Genomic DNA, 17,542 nt, shown 5'->3' on the forward strand with positions numbered 1-17,542 from the left:
TTCGCAATGAGAAGGTCAGGGGTTCGAATCCCCTTAGCTCCACCGGCACGAAAGGGCCCGTCCACACCGGTCAGCGGTGAGGGCGGGCCCTTTCGCACGCGCGGAGGGTTGGGGCGCAGGTGGCAACGAGGGCGGCACCACAGGCGCCGCCCGGGCCGCAGCGGCGGCGTCCTAGGAGACCGAGACGCGCTCGACCGTTCGCCGCCCCGCGAAGCGGGGATCGGGCGTGGCGCGCCTGAGGACCCGCAGAAACCAGACCGCCAGCACGACCGTGATCATCAGCAGCGGCAACAACAACAGCCCCCACCCGGCGACACGTGTGATGGCGAGATCGGGGGTGCTCAGGGGGAAGGCGACGGCGAGGCTCAACAAGCCGGTGATGACGATCGCGACCGGCAGTGCCAGGCGCAGGGTGCTCGCGGGGGCGGTGACGCGGGCGTCCGTCGAGCGTTCCTCGAGCGCGGTGCAGAAGAGCACGACCAGCCCGGCCTGCACCAGCGTCTCCACCAGAATCACGAGGGGGTTCTCGGTCACGACGCCGCCGGCGTCTGCGTGGCGCAGAAAGGCGCCCAGCAGGGTCGTCGTCGCCACGACCCAAGCCACCGCACGGGCACGCACGAACGCCGGATGCACCGCGACGAGCCGGTGCGCAGCCAGCGCCACCACGGCGTAGCCGACGGGGTCGAAGAGGACGTCGAAGGAGCCCACGTTGAGGTCGAGCACCACCACGAGGACGCCGACGACGGCGAGGGAGAGCGGGGCCATGGCTCATCGTGGCATCCCCACGCCCCGGCCGAGCGTGCGCAACACCCTACGCTGGCGTCCGTGAATCTCTTCGGACGCCTCCTGCTGCTGTTCCTGCGCTGGCGAAAGCGCGAGCCGCTCGGCCTGTGGGACACGGCGGTCACCCCGTTCCGCGTCGTCCCGAGCGACCTCGACGTGCTCGGCCACATGAACAACGGCAAGTACCTGTCCCTCATGGATCTCGGCCGCATGGACCTGATGCTCCGCTCCGGCTTCTGGGCAAAGGTGCGCGAACAGGGCTGGTATCCGGTCGTCGCCGGCCAGACGATCACCTACCGCAAATCGCTCAACCTGGGCCAGGCGTTCGAGCTAAGCACGGCCGTGCTCGGCTTCGACGACCGCTGGGTCTTCATGGAACAGACGTTCACCTCCGGCGACGTCGTCTACGCCCACGCCGTCGTGCGCGCCCGGTTCCTCAAGCAGTCCGGGGGGTCGGTCGACCACGACGAGCTCGCCGAACTCGCGGGCGGCTACCCCGACCTCCAGCTGCCCGACTGGCTCCACGGCTGGACCGAGTCCACCAAGATCCCCGCCTCCGCCCGCTGAACCATGGGCGTCGTCCTCCTCGGCCTCGGCTCGCGCGGCGACGTGCAGCCGATGGCGGTCCTGGCCGCCGCCTTGGCGCGCGCCGGCGTGGAGGCCCGCGTCGTCGGCCTCTCCGAGTACGCACCGCTGGCCGCCGGCTTGGGCGCCGCCTACGTCCCCGTGGCCGGCAGCGTCGCCGACGCGATGCGCCGGACGCCCACGCGCGAGTTGCTCGGCGGGACGCCGCCCGGCCAGGCCCTGCTGCTCCGGCGGTGGGGCGCCGGCCTGGCGGACGCCTTCGCCGACGCGGTCCTCGCCACCGTCCGCCGCGACGACCTCGTGCTGGCCGGGAACCTCGCCCGCGGCGTCGCCACCGCCGTCGCCGAGGCCCACGGCGTCAAGATGGCGACCGTGGTCTACACCGGGCAGGCCCCCACGACGCGCCCCGAGAGCTTCTACTTCCACCGCTGGCTCACCGGCTGGCCACCCTACGACCGCTGGGGTGCGCGGCAGAACTGGATCCTGGCCACCAACGTCGCCCCCGCGCTCACCCACACGATCCGAGGCCGGCTCGGCCTGCCCCGGCGCAGTGCTGCCCGGGAGACCGAGGCGGCCGACACCCACCCCACCCTCGTCGCCGCCAGTCCGGTGGTCGTCCCGCCGGCCCCCGACTGGGCCGGAGGCGTCCACCAGACCGGCTGGCTCGCGCCCCCGGCGTCCGCCTTGGCTCCGGACGCCGAGCTCGCCGCCTTCCTCCACGCCGGCCCGGCGAGCTATGTGGGGTTCGGTTCCTTCGGGCTCTTCTCCACCCGCCGCGAGCTCGACCTCATCGCGGCCGCGGCGACGGCGTCCGGACGCCGCATCGTCACCCCGGCGATCCCGGGGGTCGCGCCCGGGCCGATCACGGACGCGGTGCTCGCGATCGGCAGCGTCCCGCACGACTGGCTGTTCCCGCGCCTGGCCGGTGTCGTCCACCACGGCGGGGCCGGCACCACGCACGCGGGTCTGGCCGCCGGTGTGCCGAGCGTGGCGGTTCCGTTCGGCGTCGACCAGCCCTACCACGGTTGGCGCCTGCACTCCCTGGGCGTCGGGCCCGAGCCGGTCCGTATCCAGCGCCTCACGGCCGCTCGCCTCGCCTGCCTCCTCGTCGCCCTCGAGCGAGCAGAGCATCGCCGGGGGGCGACCGAGGTGGGGGAGCGGGTCCGCGACGAGGACGGCGTCGCCGTCACCCTCGCGGCCCTCGAGCGCCTCCGCCTCGTCTAGTCCGCCCGGGCTGGGCGAGCGGCGCCTTCGCCGGTTCGGTGTCGGTGATGAGCGTGGTCACCCAGCCGCATCCGAGCGCCAGCGGAATGGCCGCGTCCGCCGTGGGTCTGCTGACGGTCTGAGGGACGCCCGCGGCGTCAGGAGCGCGAGGAGCCCGTGGGCCGGAAGCTGCGGGCGGCAGCGTAGAGGCCCTGGAGGACGAGCGCGCCGATCGCGAACCAGCCGATGGGCTCCGGCGACAGGATCGCCAGGACGATGGCGAGGCTGAGCGCAGCCACAGAGAGCAGCGCCCAACCCCAACCGATGGAGGCGGGGCGGGGGGCGGGGACGGTCGTCATGACTCGAACCTAGTGAGCGGAGCAGGGGCGGCGGATCCGCCGAAGGCACAGGCCTGCTCCTCCGCGGGGATGACTCCGGGGAGGGTCAAGCCATCCTCACGTCGAGCACACTCCGACCAACGATGGGCGCCCTCAGCCTTTCGGCCAGGGAGGAGACGTCCACCCGGTCGGCCGTGGCCCCCAGGGCACGGGCGGCGGCCACCACGTCGAGGCGCTGCGGGGTGGTGAAGTAGCGGGCGAAGAGGGCAGGGTCGGCGGCGCCGTGCTCGAGGGTGGCGAAGATGCCGCCGCCGGCGTCGTTCAGGACGACCACCTGCAGATCCACCTCCGGCTCCTCGACACCACGGGCGAGACCGCCGACGTCGTGGAGGTAGGCGAGGTCGCCGAGGACCACGCGCACGGGAACGCCGAGCCCGGCCGCCAGCCCGTGCGCGGTGGAGATGAGGCCGTCGATGCCGGCCAGTCCGCGGTTGGCGACGACGCGGGTGGCCCGCTCGGCACCGGGTGCGGCCGCGTCGAACGCCCTGATGGTGTTCGAGGACCCCAGCACCAGCCACCCGTCGGTCGCCCAGACCGCCCGGGCAGCGGCCTGGATCGGGGACGGCTCGAAACGGGCGGCCACCGCCGCGTCGGCGTCCTGCCAGGTGTGCAGCCAGGCGAGGTCGGACGCCGCGGGCGCGGCCGGGGCGATGGCCCGCGTGATCTGCGCAGCGGTGCCGGCGACGTCGGTCCAGCGGGCCGTGGGAGTGACGACGACGATCTCGACATCGGAGCGGGCGAGCAGGCGGGACACCGGCCGGCTGAGGGTGGGGTGACCGAAAACCACCACGCGCTCCGCCGTGGCGGCGAGGCCGTCGGCGAGGAGGGCGACGTAGTGCGCGAGCGCGCCGGGGAGGCGGGCGCCCGAAGACGGCTCGGCGAGCAGGGGCCAGCCGGCGGCAGTGGCCAGGGCGTGGGCGTCCGCGCCGGCGGCATCGCCGGCGAGGGCGAGGGTGCGGCGTCCGGCCGGCAGGGGCGTGGGGTCGGGGGCGGTGGCGTTCTGGACGGCGAGGGGTGCGGGCGAGGCGGAGAGGCTCCAGGGGGCGTCGGGCACGAGGGGGTCGGCGAAGCCCACGTTGAGGTGGACCGGGCCGGGGTCGCCGGTGAGCGTGCCGAGCGCGCCCGCGGCGAGCCGGGCCATCTGACCGCGGAGAGCCGTCGGGTCGGCCCCCGCGGGGACCTCGACGCACGCGCGCGCGGACTGGCCGAAGATGCCGGTCTGGATGGTGGTCTGATTGGCGCCCGTGCCGCGCCACGCGTGCGGACGGTCGGCGGAGACCACGACGAGCGGGATGCCGGCGTGCGACGCCTCCAGAACAGCTGGGTGGAGGTTCGCCACGGCGGTGCCCGAGGTCGTCACGACGGCGACGGGGCGGGGGGCGTCCGTGAGCGCGGTGGCCTTGGCGAGGCCGAGCGCGAAGAAGCTCGCGGTCCGCTCGTCCACGCGCACGTGGGTGCGCAGCCAGCCGGCGGACGCGGCGTCCGCGAGGGCGTAGGCCAGCGGCGCGGAACGCGAGCCGGGGCAGACGACCACGTCGCGGACGCCGCTGGCCACGAGCTGGGAGACCAGCTCCCGAGCCGTCGCCGTGGAACTCATGCGAGCACCTCCGTCAGGTCGAGGCCCGCCAGGGCCGCGACACGGTCGAGGCGACCGAGCCAAGCCGCCGCCGGCTCCCCCCGCGGAGGCTCCATTGGACGTGGCTCGACGCGGCCGACGGGCAGGAACCCGTCGACAGGCAGGAGCGGCCTCGGGGCGGCGTCGCGTTCGAACAACCGCACGGTGGCGAGGCCGGAGGCGAGTTCGATGCCCGGCAGGGCGGCAGCGAGGGCGACGCCCTGGGCGATGCCGACAGAGCTCTCGAGCGCTGAGCTGACGACGACGGGCAGGTCGATCGCGGCGGCGAGCTCGAGGCAGGCCCGGACGCCGCCCAGCGGCTGCACCTTGAGGACGACGATGTCGGCGGCCTGCCGGCGCTTGACCTCGAGTGGGTCCGCGGCGCGGCGGATCGACTCGTCGGCCGCGAGGGGCACGGTCACGGTTCTGCGGAGGCGGGCGAGGTCGGCGACGCTCGCGACGGGCTGTTCGGCGTACTGGAGGCCGCCCGCGGCACGGTCGAGGCGGGGGAGGGCGTCGGCGGCCTGCGGGAGCGACCAGGCGGCGTTGGCGTCCACGCGGATCGCGCCGGCGGGGCCCAGGGCGTCCCGGACGGCGGCGACGCGATCGAGGTCGTCGGTGAGTGTTTGACCGGCTTGGGCGACCTTGACCTTGGCCGTCGAGCAGCCCGACGTGGCGACGATGCGGTGGGCGGTCGCGGGGTCGACGGCAGGCACGGTGGCATTGACGGCGACGCGGTCGCGGAGGGCGTCCGGGAAGGGGAGCGTGGCCGCCTCCACGGCGCCGCGCAGCCACGGGACGCACTCGGCGTCGTCGTAGTCCCAGAAGGGGGAGAACTCGCCCCAGCCGGCCGGGCCGCGCAGCAGGACGCCGTCACGGCTCGTCAGGCCGCGGAAGCGGGCGCGCAACGGCGTCGAGTAGACGCGGATCACGGCCGGGCCACCGGGGACAGGGCCTCATACATGGGCAGGAACTTCTGGGCCGTCTCGGCGAGTTCGGCGCTGGGGACCGAGTCGGCGACGATGCCGCCGCCGGCGTACAGGCGGACGGACCGGCCGTCCGGCGAAAGCTGCCCGCACCGGAGGGCGAGCGCGAACTCGCCGTCGCCGGTGGCGTCCAGCCAGCCGACGGGTCCGGCGTAGCGGCCGCGGTCGAAGCCCTCCAACTCGGCCAGCACGGACGCCGCCGCCTCGGTCGGGGTGCCGCACACAGCCGCGGACGGGTGGAGGGCAGCGGCGACGTCGAGGGCGGAGCGATGGGCGTGGTCCGGGCGGAGCGTGCCGGAAATGTCGGTGGCGAGGTGCATGATCCGCGTGAGGCGCCAGACAGAGGGAGAAGAGACCATGACGTCCGCGAGGGTGGCGAGCCGATCGGCGACCGAATGGGCGGCGTAGCGGTGCTCCTCCAGGTCCTTGGCCGAGTGCGCGAGGCGTTCGGCCAACTGGTCGTCCTGCTGCGGGTCCCCGGTGACGGGGGCCGAGCCCGCGAGGGCGCGCGAGATGACGGTGGGGCCTCGGCGGGCCACGAGCAGTTCGGGGCTCGCGCCGACGAGGCCGTCGACGTGGAAGGTGAAGGAGTCGGGGTTGGCCTGCTGCAGCCGGGTGAGCACGGCGGGCACGTCGACAGGATCGGGGCCGGCCGCCTCCAGGTCGCGGGCGAGCACGACTTTCGCAAACTCACCCGCCTCGATGCGGGCCACGGCGGTCGCGACGGCCCGGCGGTAGCGCTCGCGGGTGAGGTCGCCGGGCAGCAGGTCGAGCTCTTCGAACTCGGCGGGCGCGGTTGGGTCGGGCACCTCCGCGCCGTCGGGGACGGTCAGGACGCCGCGCGACCACCGCCCCAGCACCTGCGGCACGACGAGCGTCGAGGCGGCGTCCGAGTTGGGGGAGAACGTGAGCGTCGCGAACGCGACGAGGTCGTGAGGATCGTCGGTGCTGCCGGCCGACTGGGCGGCGAAGGCGCGGAAGGCGTCGGCGAGCGCCGTGAACCGTTCGGGGCCGGATGCCGTGGCCCGGAATCGCTCCCCCCAACCGAGAAGAGCGCGCAGGTCGTCGCCTGCGCCCGTGGCCCAGACCAGCGGCGTGCCGCGACGAACGGACGTGGCGAACGCCTCGCGCCGAACCCGTGGTGTCACGAGGAGCCACCCTACCGGGGCCGGTCTCAGTGCGGGTGCGGGGTCTAGGGTGGGGCGCCATGGGCAACCCGTTCGACCCGTCCCGCTGGCGCACAGTAGAAGGTTTCGGCTTCACCGACATCACCTATCACCGGGCGATCGACGCGGCTGGGGCCGACGTGCCGGCGGTGCGCATCGCGTTCGATCGGCCCGAGGTGCGCAACGCGTTCCGGCCGCACACGGTCGACGAGCTCTACCGGGCACTCGACCATGCCCGGATGACCTCCGACGTGGGCACCGTGATCCTCACGGGAAACGGCCCCTCGCCCAAGGACGGTGGGTGGGCGTTCTGCTCGGGCGGGGACCAGCGCATCCGGGGGCGCGACGGCTACCGCTACGAGAGCGACGGGGCGGACCCGGAGGCCTCGCTGGAGCAGCGGCGCGAGCAGATCGACCCCGCCCGGGCCGGGCGGCTGCACATCCTGGAGGTGCAGCGGTTGATCCGGACGATGCCGAAGGTGGTCGTGGCGGTCGTCTCGGGCTGGGCGGCCGGCGGCGGCCACTCGCTCAACGTGGTGTGCGACCTCTCGATCGCCTCGCGGCAGCACGCACGGTTCATGCAGACCGACGCGAACGTGGGCTCCTTCGACGCGGGCTACGGCTCCGCGCTGCTCGCCCGGCAGGCCGGCGACAAGCGGGCGCGCGAGATCTTCTTCCTCGCGCGGGAGTACTCGGCCACCGACGCCGAGCGCTGGGGCATCGTCAACGAGGTGGCCGACCACGAACGGATCGAAGAGGTGGCGCTCGAGTACGCCCGGATCATCGCGACGAAGTCCCCGCAGGCGATCCGGATGCTCAAGTTCGCCTTCAACCTGGCCGACGACGGGCTGGCTGGGCAGCAGGTGTTCGCCGGCGAGGCGACCCGGTTGGCCTACATGACCGACGAGGCCGTCGAGGGGCGGGATGCGTTCCTGGAGCGACGCGAACCGAACTGGTCCGGCTTCCCGTACTACTTCTGAGGGGCTTCTGATGAGTGCGGTGCGGTTCGTCCGCGGCGGCGTCGATGCGGAGGCCGTCGGCGCGCTGTGGGCGGCGCTCACCGGGCGGCGCACCGGGCCGCTGCTGCTGACCACCGACCGGGAGGAGTTCGCCGGGTCGTCGCGGCGGATCACGCAGGCGCTGGACGACATCGACGTGGTCCTCCGCACGTCGGGAAGCACCGATGGGCGGGGGCACCTCGTGGGGTTGTCGCTGGCGGCGCTCGCGGCGTCCGCCGACGCCACGCTGGCGCGCCTGGGTGGGCCCGGGCAGTGGGTGACGTCGCTGCCGACCACGGCGGTGGCGGGGTTCCAGGTGGTGCTGCGGAGCGTCCGGGCGGGCATCGAGCCGGTGGTCCACGAGGCGGGGAAGCCGCTGGACGCCGGGCTGCGCCGGGGCGTCCCGCACTACCTGTCGCTCGTGCCCACGCAACTCGTGCGGGCATTGGCGTCCGATCCGGCACCGCTGCGAGCGTTCGACGCCGTCCTGGTCGGCGGAGCGGCCCTCGACCCCGCGACGGCCGAGCGCGCGGCGTCCACGGGGTTGCGCATCGTCACCACCTACGGCATGACCGAGACGGCGGGCGGCTGCGTCTACGACGGCGTGCCCCTCGACGGGGTGCGGGTGCGGACGCCGGGAGACCGCATCGGCCTCGCCGGGCCGATCCTCGCGACGCGCTACCTCGACACCGAGCGCCAGCCCTTCGAGACGGACGCCGACGGCGTCCGCTGGCTGGTGACGAACGACCGCGGGACGTGGGCCAACGGGCGGCTCGAGGTGCACGGCCGCCTCGACGACGTGCTCATCACGGGCGGGGTGAACGTGAACCCCGGCGAGGTGGCGGCGCGGCTGCAGTCGCTGCTGGGTGTGCCGCTCGTGGTGGTCGGCTTCCCGGACCCCGAGTGGGGGGACCGGCTCGTCGCGATCAGCCAGACGCCCGTGGAGGAGGCCGCCTTCCGCGCCGCCTGCCGCACGCTGGAGCGCGCCCAACGCCCCAAGCAGCTGCTCGTGCATCCGGACGCGTGGCCGTCGACGTTCTCGGGCAAGGTCGACCTGCTCCGGCTCCGTGCGTGGGCAGGCGAGCGCCTCAACCCAACGTGACCCCCGCGTCCGAGAGCCCCTCGGTCACGACTTCGAGGACGGCGCGGGTGTGCTCGAGGCGGGCGTCGCGCTCGGCCAGGTCGTTGTTCGCGATCATCGCCTCGAAGGCCATGAACTCCTCCACCATGCGGTGCGGGTGGACCTTGGCGTCGACGTCCTCGGGGTCCTGCCCGTGGAGCGAGACCGTGAAGCGCTCGCACAGGTTGGGATGCCCTTGGAGGAGGATCGAACCGAGCTCGCCCTGGATGTTGGAGTGGGGTGCGCTGCGGCAGTCCTTCGCGCCGACCGAGACGGCCTTGCAGGTGCCGTAGTCGAGGACCAGCAGCCCCGAGGTGTCGATGCCGCGCTCGATGTTGGCGGAGTAGGCCACCGCCTGGGGCCGGCCCAGCAGGCCCACGATGAGGTGGACGTTGTAGATGCCGATGTCCATGAGCGCGCCACCGCCCATCTTCGGGTCGAAGGCGGGCAGCACCTCCCCGCGCCGGAACGCGTCGAACCGGGACGAGTATTGCGAGTAGTTGGACTCGATCAGCTTCAGTTGACCCAACTGCGGCAGCCGCTGTTTGATCGCCCGGTAGTTGGCCAGGTACTGGGTGGTGATGGCCTCGACCAGCACGAGGCCGCGGGTCTCCGCCTCGGCCCGGAGTTGGTCGAACTCGGCGAGGCTCACGGTGAACGGCTTCTCGCAGATCACGTGCTTGCCCGCCTGGAGGGCGCGCAGCGCGAACTCGAAGTGGAGGCGGTTGGGCAGCCCGACGTAGACCGTGTCGACCTCGGGATCGGCGAGGCACGCGTCGTAGTCTGTGTGCACGGCCTCGATGGCGTGCTGGGCCTGCAAGGCGTCCAGCTCACCGCGCACCGCCTCCAGGCCGAAGATCGACCGAAGCCGGATGCCGGGCACCTCGGCGGCGATGGACAGGAAGTCGCGCACCATCATGCCCGAGCCGAGGATGGCGAGTTTCATGGGGTCTCCGATTCCGCCCGGCGTCGCTGGCCGGGCGCGTGGTGTCAGGGTTGGATGGCTTCAGGAGGGTACGTCTCGGTGTGCCCGTCGGTGACGACCGCGGCGGCCTCCTCGTCGAGGGCGGCCTCCATGTTGCGCTCGTCGGCGATGGCCTTGTTGTCCGCAGCCTGGAAGAACGGGTAGTAGATGAGGGCCGACACGATGATCTGGACCACGTTCAGCAAGGCCCCCTGCCACCCGGATACCAAGCATCCGGCGATGATCGGCGGGGTGCTCCAGGGGATGTTGATGCCGTTGGGATAAGGCACCATTCCAACCGCCATCGAACCGTAGGCCATGAGCGTGAGCACGAGCGCCACGATCGTGAACGGGATGACCATGAGCGGGTTGAGCACGATCGGGATGCCGAAGGTCAGGGGTTCGTTGATCGTGAAGATCTGGGGCCCGATCGCGAGCTTGCCGAGCGACTTGAACTGCTGAGAGCGCGCCAGGAACAGGAGCATCAGGCACAGACCGAGGGTGGTGGACCCCGAGCCGCCCACCTGCGGCGCAGCCCGGGAACGCGGCGGTTGCCATCCGTGGGCAGCCCCACCATCGCCGGTGTGACCGAGGCCCGCTACTCCCTGAGGAAGGCGCTCAGTGCCTTCTTCTTGCCAGGCACCCTTTCATTGTCCCGACCATGCGACGGATGCTGGGAGGGACGAGTTGTCCCAGGCACGACAAGTCCCCCCTGCCGGGGATCGGGCGACACCACGCTCGGCCCCGCCGGCTGCCGGTCGGGCGCGGGCATACGGGCGTAGTGTGGCCGTGTTCAGCGCGGTGAGGGGACGCCATCAGCACCTTGACGAGCGAGCGGCAGCGCTCGCGGAGCCTGTTCGCGGGCACGGTTGGGAACCTCGTGGAGTGGTTCGACTGGTCGGTGTACGCGTTCTTCGTGCCCTACTTCGCCGCCTCCTTCTTCCCGACCGACGACCGGCCGGCCCGTATCCTCAGCGCGTTCGCCATCTTTGCGGTCGGCTTCTTCTTCCGGCCCCTGGGCGCGGCCGTGCTCGGCTCGTACGCCGACCGCCACGGACGCCGCGCCGGCATGACCCTCGCGATCGGCCTTATGGCGGGGGCGAGCGCCGTGATCGCCGTCCTGCCGACGTTCGGGCAGGTCGGCGTCCTCGCGCCCGTGCTGCTGACGCTCGCGCGGTGCGTCCAGGGCTTTTCGGCCGGCGGCGAGTTCGGCACCAGTTCGGCGTTCCTCGTCGAGAACGCCCCGCCCGGGCGCCGCGCCTGGGCCGGTTCGTGGCAGCAGGTCTCCGTGGGCGCCGGGACGCTGGCGGCGTCCGCTCTGGCGGCGGTTATGTTCGCCACCCTGCCGGAGGCCTTCCTCGGCGTCTGGGGCTGGCGGATCGCCTTCGGCGTCGGCGCCGTGTTGGGGCTCATCGGGCTGTGGCTCCGGATGACCGTGCCCGACACCGACGCCTTCGCCGAGCTGCGCCACACCGACCGCATCCGGCGGCGTCCCCTCACCACGGTCCTGCGGGAGCATCCAGATGCGGCCCTGCGGGTCGTCGGGCTGGTGGCCGCCGGGACCGCGCTCGTGCAGTTCTGGTTCGTGTCGCTGCCGTTGATCATGACGCTGCACACGGGCGTCCCGGTGCCGGCGGCGCAGTTGGGCGCGGCGATCGGGCTGGCGGTGTTCACGGTGTTGCAGCCGTGGTCGGGCAACCTCTCCGACCGATTCGGACGCCGCCCGTTGCTGCTGTTCTTCGCGCTGGGGTCGGCGCTGACGTTCGTGCCGTTGGTGTCGATCGGGCAGTCGGCGGTGAGCGTGGCGGTGGCGGCCTCGGTGAGCGCCGTGTTCCTCGCGGCCTATGCGGGCTCGCTCGCGGCCGTCATGGCCGAGCAGTTCCCACCCGAGGTGCGCACCGCGGGCATCTCGTTGCCGTACGGCATCGCGGTCGCGGTGTTCGGCGGATTGGCTCCCCTGGTCGCGACGGCGACGGTGACTGCCGGCCGGTTTTGGGTGTTCGGGGTGATCGTGGTGGCGTTGTGCCTGGTGTCCGCGGCTGTCTACTGGCGGATGCCCGAGACCCGCGACGCCCGCGTCTGAGTCAGCGGGCGGTGACCGCGATCAGTGCGCCGGTGGTGAGTGCCTGGAGGGCGAAGAGCCCGAGGAGCAGGGTGACCGGGCGCTGAAGCGGCCGCAGCCGGTCCCGCACCAGCGTGCCGACGCCGGCGACGATCCACAGCGCCGCCCAGATCTGCGCGCCGGGGTGGTCGGGCACGTGCGCGTCCGCGGGCGTGAGGAACTCGCCGACCCCGTGAGTGAAGACCACCATGAGAACCAGGACCCCCAGCGGGGCCCACCAGTAGTCGAGCGCCGCATCCAGATCGACCGGGCGGCGGGCGATGTGAGTGGTCATGTCGTCTCCCTTCGTCGTCGACGGGGCTGGTCCGGGCGTCGTGGCCAGTCTAGCGGCGCCGGGTCGCGCGAGAACCCCTGCGGCTTGCCTCGAACGCCACCTTTCTGTACAGAGAGGCACCGGCTTCTGTACAGAGAGCACCGAACGCCTGCCGGCGCACGGAACCCACTCCACCGCATGACCCTCCCAGCCCACGGGCCGAGGGACCGGGCGGGGGCTAGCGGCTGGGGTCGAACGTGCGCAGCCGCGTCGAGTTGGACACCACGAACACGCTGGACAGGCTCATCGCGAAACCGGCGATGAGGGGGTTCAACAGGCCCAGGGCGGCCAACGGGATCGCGGCGACGTTGTACGCGAACGCCCAGACCAGGTTGCCCTTGATGGTGCGCAGGGTCCGGCGGGCGAGCACGATGGCGTCCCCGATGACGCCCAGGTGCCGCCGCACGAGGATGATGTCGGCCGACTTCATGGCCACGTCCGTGCCGGACACCATCGCGAGCCCCAGGTTCGCCGACGCGAGCGCCGCCGCGTCGTTGATGCCGTCGCCGACCATCGCGACACGGCGGCCCTCCGCCTGCAGCCGCTCGATCACCGACGCCTTGTCCGTCGGTAGCACGCCAGCGATCACCTCGTCGACGCCCACCGCATCGCCCACCTGCCGCGCCGCCGACGCATGGTCACCCGTCAGCAGGACCGTCCGCAGCCCCAACGACCTCAGCCGCGCAACCGCCCCCGCCGCCGACGGCCGGATCGTGTCCGCCAGCACGAGCGCCCCCAGCAGCGCCGACCCGGCAGCCACGAGCACCGCGGTTCTCCCGTCCTCGGCGCTCGCCTCGAGCAGCCGGGACGCCTCCGGTGGCAGCACCGCACCGGCCTCCGCCATGAGGGCGGGGTTCCCGATGGCGACCCGCACGCCCGTGGCGTCCCCGACAGCCCCCTTGCCGGGAATCGCCTGCACCCGCTCGGCCGGGACCACCCGAACGCCCTCGGCGTCCGCCCACCGCAGCACCGCCCGTGCGATCGGATGCTCGCTGGACGCCTCCACGGACGCCGCCGCCGCCAGCACGGCGCCGGACGCGGCGCCGCCGAACCCGACGACCTCCGTGACCGTCATCTCACCCGTGGTGAGGGTGCCGGTCTTGTCGAGCACGACCGTGTCGATCACCCCGGACGCTTCGAGCGAGTCCGGGCCCTTGATGAGGATCCCCAACTGCCCGCCGCGGCCGACGCCGGCCATCAGCGCGGTCGGGGTCGCCAACCCGAGCGCGCACGGACACGCGATGATCAGCACGCTCATGGCCGCGCTGAACGCCATCCGCGGCCCGGCGCCGATCGCGAACCACACCCCGAGCGTCACGAGCGCGATCACGAGCACGGCGGGCACGAACCAGCCGACGATCTGGTCGACCAGCGTCTGCACGCGGGCTTTCCGCGCCTGTGCCTGCTCGGCTGTGGCTGCCATCTGGGCGAGTTGCGTGTGCGCGCCGACGCGCTCGGCCTGGACGATGAGCGCCCCGGTCGTGTTGATCGTCCCGCCCAGGACGCCGTCGCCCTCGGTCACCTCGCGCGGCACCGGCTCGCCGGTCATCATGGACGTGTCGATGGCGGACGACCCGACCACGACGCGCCCGTCGGTGGCGATCCGCTCGCCGGGGAGCACGGCGAACCGGTCGCCCACCTTCAGTTGCCCGATCGGGACGACTTCCTCGACGCCGTCGCGCACCACGCGCACGGTCGTCGGGGCAAGGCGGCCGAGCGCCGACAAGACGCTGCGAGCCGACCGCTTCGACCGGGCTTCCATGTAGCGTCCGCCCAGCAGGAAGGTGGTGACCGCCGAGGCCACCTCGAGGTACAGCGCGTCCGCTCCCGCCGGGGCGATGCCGTAGCCGACCCAGTAGCCCGAGGCGTCCGACGAGCCGGTGACCACCGCCACGAGCGACCAGGTGAACGCAGCCAGGATGCCCAGCGACACGAGCGTGTCCATGCTCGTCGCCCCGTGCCGCAGGTTGCGCCAGGCGGCGGTGTGGAACGGCCACGCACACCAGAACACCACCGGCAGCGCGGCCACGAGCAGCACCCATTCCCACCCGGGGAACCGCATCTGCGGCGCCAGGGCGAGCACGATCGCCACATCGCCGATTGGCACGGTGAGGAACGCCGCCACGATCAGCCGGTTGCGCAGCATCCGCACGCGGTCGGCGTACCCCGAGGACTCCTCGCCCTCCACCACGGGCGTCGCCCCGTAGCCTGCGTCCACCACGGTCTTCACCGCCTCGGGTGCCCGCTCGGGTGGCAGTCCGAGCACGACGGCCCGCTCCGTGGCGTAGTTGACCGTCGCGGTCACGCCCGGCAGCTTGTTGAGCTTCTTCTCGATGCGCGCCGCGCACGCCGCGCACGTCATGCCGGACACGTCCAGTTCGACCCGTTGATCGAGCCCGGACGCCGCCGGTGGGGACAGCCGCTGGGCGAGGTCGCCGAGGTCGGTCATCGCCGTCGCTCTGCGTCGCGCCGGGCCAGTTCGGCGAGCATGTCGTTGTAGGCGTCGAACGAGTCGTCCTCGCCGGCGTCGGCAGCGTGGTCGAGGCGGGCGGCGTCCGAGGCGTCCGACCGGAACCACTGGGCGGCCAGGGCTAGCATGACGATGAACAGCGGCACCTCCCCGAGGATCCAGGTCCACTGGCCGGCCACGTTCTGGTCGGCGAGCAGGTCGGTCATCCACGGCATGGCGAGGGTTTCGTAGAAGTCGGCGCCGATCAGGCTGTGCGCGCTCAGGATGCCCACGGCGAAGATCGCGTGGAACGGCATGATCGAGATGACGAGCGCCAGCTTGATGAGGTGCGGGATCTCCCAACTCGTCTTGTCGTGGCCGATGATGAGGTTGAAGAAGAGGTAGCCGGTCATCATGAAGAACAACAGCATGAGTTGGTGGGCCCAGTGGTAGCGCATGAGCCACGGGAACAGGGGTGTGAAGTAGACGAGGAACAGCCCGGCCACGTACCCCAGCCAGGCGACGGGCGGGCTGGTGAGGAGTTGCCAGGCGCGGTTCTCCTCGATCGCGGCGACGATGCCACCCGGGGTGGTGGGCGCGGCGTCCGGACCGGACGCCGCACGGATCAGCGTCAGCGGCCCACCGAGCACGGCGAACACCGGCACCAGCATGTTGACCGTCATGTGCACGACCATGTGCCAGCTGTACATCACCGTCGAGTACTCCCACAGGCCGCTCACGGCGAGGTACAGCGTGAGCAGCCAGGCCGCACACCAGGCGACGAACCGCGTGGCCGGCCAAGCACCCCCCCGGGCGCGGACGCGCGCCATGCCCCACGCGTACGCCGCGATGGCGGCCACGACGATGACCACCCAGAGGAGGTTCGGCCGCGCGAGGCCGAGCAGCCGGCCCACGGTCGGAGCGACGGCGACCTCGTAGCCGAGGTAGTTGATCTGGATGCTCTGCGGCTCGAGGAAGCGCGGCGGGGGGATGTGGTTCTCCGCCGCGGCGAAGCCGGCCCAGGCGACGAACAGCGCCACGTCCCGGGCGACGGACGCTGCCGCGCGGGCCGGGCGCGCGGCGTCCACCTCGCCGGCGAACCGCCGCACGAGCCAGCTGACCAGCAACAGTGCGAGGACCCCGAACAGGCCAAGCACGGGGATGCCGTACATCTGCGTGGTGACGCCTTGGCCGGCGAGTTGCTGCCACGTGACGACGGCGAGCGCGGCCGCGGCGACGAGCACCGGGAGAGGTAGGACGCGGTGATAGCGGAGGACGGCAGCCGGGTCGCCGGCGCACCACGCGCCGACGGCGCCGAGCGCGACCGGCGTGAGGGCGAGGGTGCCGACGATGGCGGCGTCGGTGGCCCAGTCGTGGTTGAGGCCCACGGTCACGTTGCCCGTGACCGCCACGAACGTCTGGGCGAGGACGCCGGCGCCGAGCGCGATGGCGTGTGCCCCGGCGCGGCGGGTGGCGTACGCCGCCGCGACCACCCCCATCGCGACGAGGGCGGAGGCGAACCAGGCGAGCGCGGACGGGGTGGCGAGCAGGAAGGTCCACCAGTTGGCGGGTGGCATGACGGTGCCCATGGGGAGCCCGTTGACATAGGCCGGGTTGGTGACCGTGCACAACAGCGCGGCGACGAACCACACCTGCCCGGCGCGGCCGGCGACCCGCAGCAGCCGGGGGAGGCGCGCGAACGCCACGTGGCCCGCGAGCGCCCCGAGTGAGACGAGCGCGGCGAGGCGGGCGGTGAGGTCGGCGAGCAGGGAGGCGAGTCCGGTCAGTCCGTCCGCCTGGATGCGGGCGGGCAGCGGCGGCCGGACGCCGAGGTCGAGGCCGACCAACCAACAGAACACGTACGCGGCCACCACGACGCCGGCGACGGCCACGAGCGTCCCCGCGCTGGGCGAGGACGAACGGGTGCGGGGCGCGGTCGTGGTCACAGGCACACCGCGAGTCTACGATCCCGGGGAGCTAGGCTGATCGCGTCATCCACGCCCGGGTGGCCCTTCGGTGAAAGGGGAAGTGGCAGTGCACATCGGACTGATCGGCCTCGGCAAAATGGGTGGCAACATGCGCGAGCGGCTGCGCCGTGCCGGGCACACCGTGATCGGCTTCGATCGCAACCCGGACATCTCCGACGCCAAGGACCAGGCCGACATGGTGGCGCAGCTCACCGAGACGCCCAGGGTGGTGTGGGTGATGGTGCCGGCGGGCGACGTGACGGACGCCGTCCTGGCCGAACTCGCCACCCACCTCGGTGAGGGCGACATCGTGATCGACGGCGGCAACAGCAAGTGGACCCACGACGCCCGCCACGCCCAGGAGCTGGGCGCCCGAGGCATCCGGTTCGTCGACTGCGGGGTCTCCGGGGGCGTGTGGGGCCTCGAGAACGGCTATGCGCTCATGTGTGGGGGCGACGATGACGCCGTGGCCCACGTCATGCCCATCTTCGAGGCGCTCAAGCCCGAGGGCGAGTTCGGCTTCGTGCACGCGGGCGAGGTCGGCGCCGGTCACTTCGCGAAGATGGTGCACAACGGCATCGAGTACGGTCTCATGCAGGCGTACGCCGAAGGCTGGGAGTTGCTCGAGCAGGCCGGCATCGTCACCCACGTGCCCGAGGTCTTCGAGAGCTGGCGCGAGGGCACCGTCATCCGCTCCTGGCTGCTCGACCTCATGGTGCGCGCGATGGACGCCGACCCGCACCTGGCGAAGATCGAGGGCTACGCCGCCGATTCGGGCGAGGGCCGCTGGACGGTCAACGCAGCCGTCGACCTGGGCGTACCCGTGCCGACGATCTCGGCTGCCCTGTTCGCCCGGTTCGTCAGCCAGCAGGA

Annotated in this window: 16 protein-coding genes; 6 read left to right on the forward strand and 10 right to left on the reverse strand. The window is 72.6% G+C overall.

The genetic code is table 11. From position 1 onward, the window contains the following. Nucleotides 1–171: 171 nt before the first annotated feature. The gene (locus Q1K57_RS02415; protein ID WP_300078616.1) at nt 172–765 is read right to left on the reverse strand and encodes a hypothetical protein; all 594 of its coding nucleotides are present in this window, start codon (nt 763–765) and stop codon (nt 172–174) included. A 60-nt stretch (nt 766–825) separates the two neighbouring features. On the opposite strand from Q1K57_RS02415, the gene Q1K57_RS02420 reads away from it, so the two are divergent. Both Q1K57_RS02420 and Q1K57_RS02425 read left to right on the forward strand, forming a co-directional pair. Then, the gene (locus Q1K57_RS02420; protein ID WP_300078618.1) at nt 826–1,350 is read left to right on the forward strand and encodes an acyl-CoA thioesterase; all 525 of its coding nucleotides are present in this window, start codon (nt 826–828) and stop codon (nt 1,348–1,350) included. 3 nt (nt 1,351–1,353) lie between these two features. Continuing rightward, nucleotides 1,354–2,592: a glycosyltransferase gene (locus Q1K57_RS02425; RefSeq protein ID WP_300078621.1), complete on the forward strand. Its 1,239-nt coding sequence runs from the start codon at nt 1,354–1,356 to the stop codon at nt 2,590–2,592. A gap of 137 nt (nt 2,593–2,729) precedes the next feature. On the opposite strand, the gene Q1K57_RS02430 is transcribed toward Q1K57_RS02425, so the two are convergent. The 4 genes from Q1K57_RS02430 to Q1K57_RS02445 all read right to left on the reverse strand — a co-directional run bounded on the left by Q1K57_RS02430 (nt 2,730) and on the right by Q1K57_RS02445 (nt 6,718). Continuing rightward, complete coding sequence (locus tag Q1K57_RS02430; protein ID WP_300078623.1) at nt 2,730–2,930, reverse strand: hypothetical protein; 201 nt, start codon at nt 2,928–2,930, stop codon at nt 2,730–2,732. 85 nt (nt 2,931–3,015) lie between these two features. Further along, complete coding sequence (gene menD, locus Q1K57_RS02435; RefSeq protein WP_300078625.1) at nt 3,016–4,566, reverse strand: 2-succinyl-5-enolpyruvyl-6-hydroxy-3-cyclohexene-1-carboxylic-acid synthase; 1,551 nt, start codon at nt 4,564–4,566, stop codon at nt 3,016–3,018. Next, nucleotides 4,563–5,516, reverse strand: a complete 954-nt coding sequence (locus tag Q1K57_RS02440; protein WP_366525323.1) for an o-succinylbenzoate synthase — start codon at nt 5,514–5,516, stop codon at nt 4,563–4,565. Before Q1K57_RS02440 ends, menD begins: the two co-directional genes overlap by 4 nt. Next, nucleotides 5,513–6,718 carry an isochorismate synthase gene (locus tag Q1K57_RS02445; RefSeq protein ID WP_300078627.1) on the reverse strand — a complete coding sequence of 402 codons (1,206 nt, stop codon included), beginning with the start codon at nt 6,716–6,718 and terminating at the stop codon, nt 5,513–5,515. Before Q1K57_RS02445 ends, Q1K57_RS02440 begins: the two co-directional genes overlap by 4 nt. A gap of 59 nt (nt 6,719–6,777) precedes the next feature. Here Q1K57_RS02445 and Q1K57_RS02450 point away from each other — a divergent pair, with 59 nt between their 5' ends. Continuing rightward, complete coding sequence (locus tag Q1K57_RS02450) at nt 6,778–7,716, forward strand: 1,4-dihydroxy-2-naphthoyl-CoA synthase (RefSeq protein ID WP_300078629.1); 939 nt, start codon at nt 6,778–6,780, stop codon at nt 7,714–7,716. Nucleotides 7,717–7,726: 10 nt separating this feature from the next. After that, a complete protein-coding gene (locus Q1K57_RS02455) occupies nt 7,727–8,836 on the forward strand; it encodes an AMP-binding protein (RefSeq protein ID WP_300078631.1) in 1,110 nt (369 codons plus the stop codon). On the opposite strand, the gene Q1K57_RS02460 is transcribed toward Q1K57_RS02455, so the two are convergent. Both Q1K57_RS02460 and Q1K57_RS02465 read right to left on the reverse strand, forming a co-directional pair. Next, nucleotides 8,823–9,800: a Gfo/Idh/MocA family oxidoreductase gene (locus tag Q1K57_RS02460; protein ID WP_300078634.1), complete on the reverse strand. Its 978-nt coding sequence runs from the start codon at nt 9,798–9,800 to the stop codon at nt 8,823–8,825. The two genes, Q1K57_RS02455 and Q1K57_RS02460, sit on opposite strands and share 14 nt — an antisense overlap. Nucleotides 9,801–9,844: 44 nt before the next feature. Beyond that, nucleotides 9,845–10,342: a PTS transporter subunit EIIC gene (locus Q1K57_RS02465; protein ID WP_300078637.1), complete on the reverse strand. Its 498-nt coding sequence runs from the start codon at nt 10,340–10,342 to the stop codon at nt 9,845–9,847. 299 nt (nt 10,343–10,641) lie between these two features. On the opposite strand from Q1K57_RS02465, the gene Q1K57_RS02470 reads away from it, so the two are divergent. After that, nucleotides 10,642–11,901, forward strand: coding sequence for an MFS transporter (locus Q1K57_RS02470; RefSeq protein WP_300078639.1), 1,260 nt, complete (start codon nt 10,642–10,644; stop codon nt 11,899–11,901). Between the two features lies 1 nt (nt 11,902). On the opposite strand, the gene Q1K57_RS02475 is transcribed toward Q1K57_RS02470, so the two are convergent. From Q1K57_RS02475 to Q1K57_RS02485, 3 genes are all read right to left on the reverse strand, one after another. Further along, entirely contained in the window at nt 11,903–12,214 is a 312-nt protein-coding gene (locus tag Q1K57_RS02475; RefSeq protein WP_300078642.1) for a hypothetical protein, read from the reverse strand. Nucleotides 12,215–12,431: 217 nt separating this feature from the next. Beyond that, nucleotides 12,432–14,702 carry a heavy metal translocating P-type ATPase gene (locus Q1K57_RS02480; protein WP_300078644.1) on the reverse strand — a complete coding sequence of 757 codons (2,271 nt, stop codon included), beginning with the start codon at nt 14,700–14,702 and terminating at the stop codon, nt 12,432–12,434. Continuing rightward, nucleotides 14,699–16,654, reverse strand: coding sequence for a cytochrome c oxidase assembly protein (locus Q1K57_RS02485; RefSeq protein WP_300078646.1), 1,956 nt, complete (start codon nt 16,652–16,654; stop codon nt 14,699–14,701). Before Q1K57_RS02485 ends, Q1K57_RS02480 begins: the two co-directional genes overlap by 4 nt. An 82-nt stretch (nt 16,655–16,736) precedes the next feature. Here Q1K57_RS02485 and gnd point away from each other — a divergent pair. Further along, nucleotides 16,737–17,542, forward strand: an 806-nt coding sequence (gnd, locus tag Q1K57_RS02490) for a phosphogluconate dehydrogenase (NAD(+)-dependent, decarboxylating) (RefSeq protein WP_300078648.1), incomplete at its 3' end; no start/stop codon positions are given.

Origin of the sequence: Propioniciclava sp., from assembly GCF_029977985.1 — a bacterium.
Taxonomy (GTDB): domain Bacteria; phylum Actinomycetota; class Actinomycetes; order Propionibacteriales; family Propionibacteriaceae; genus Propioniciclava.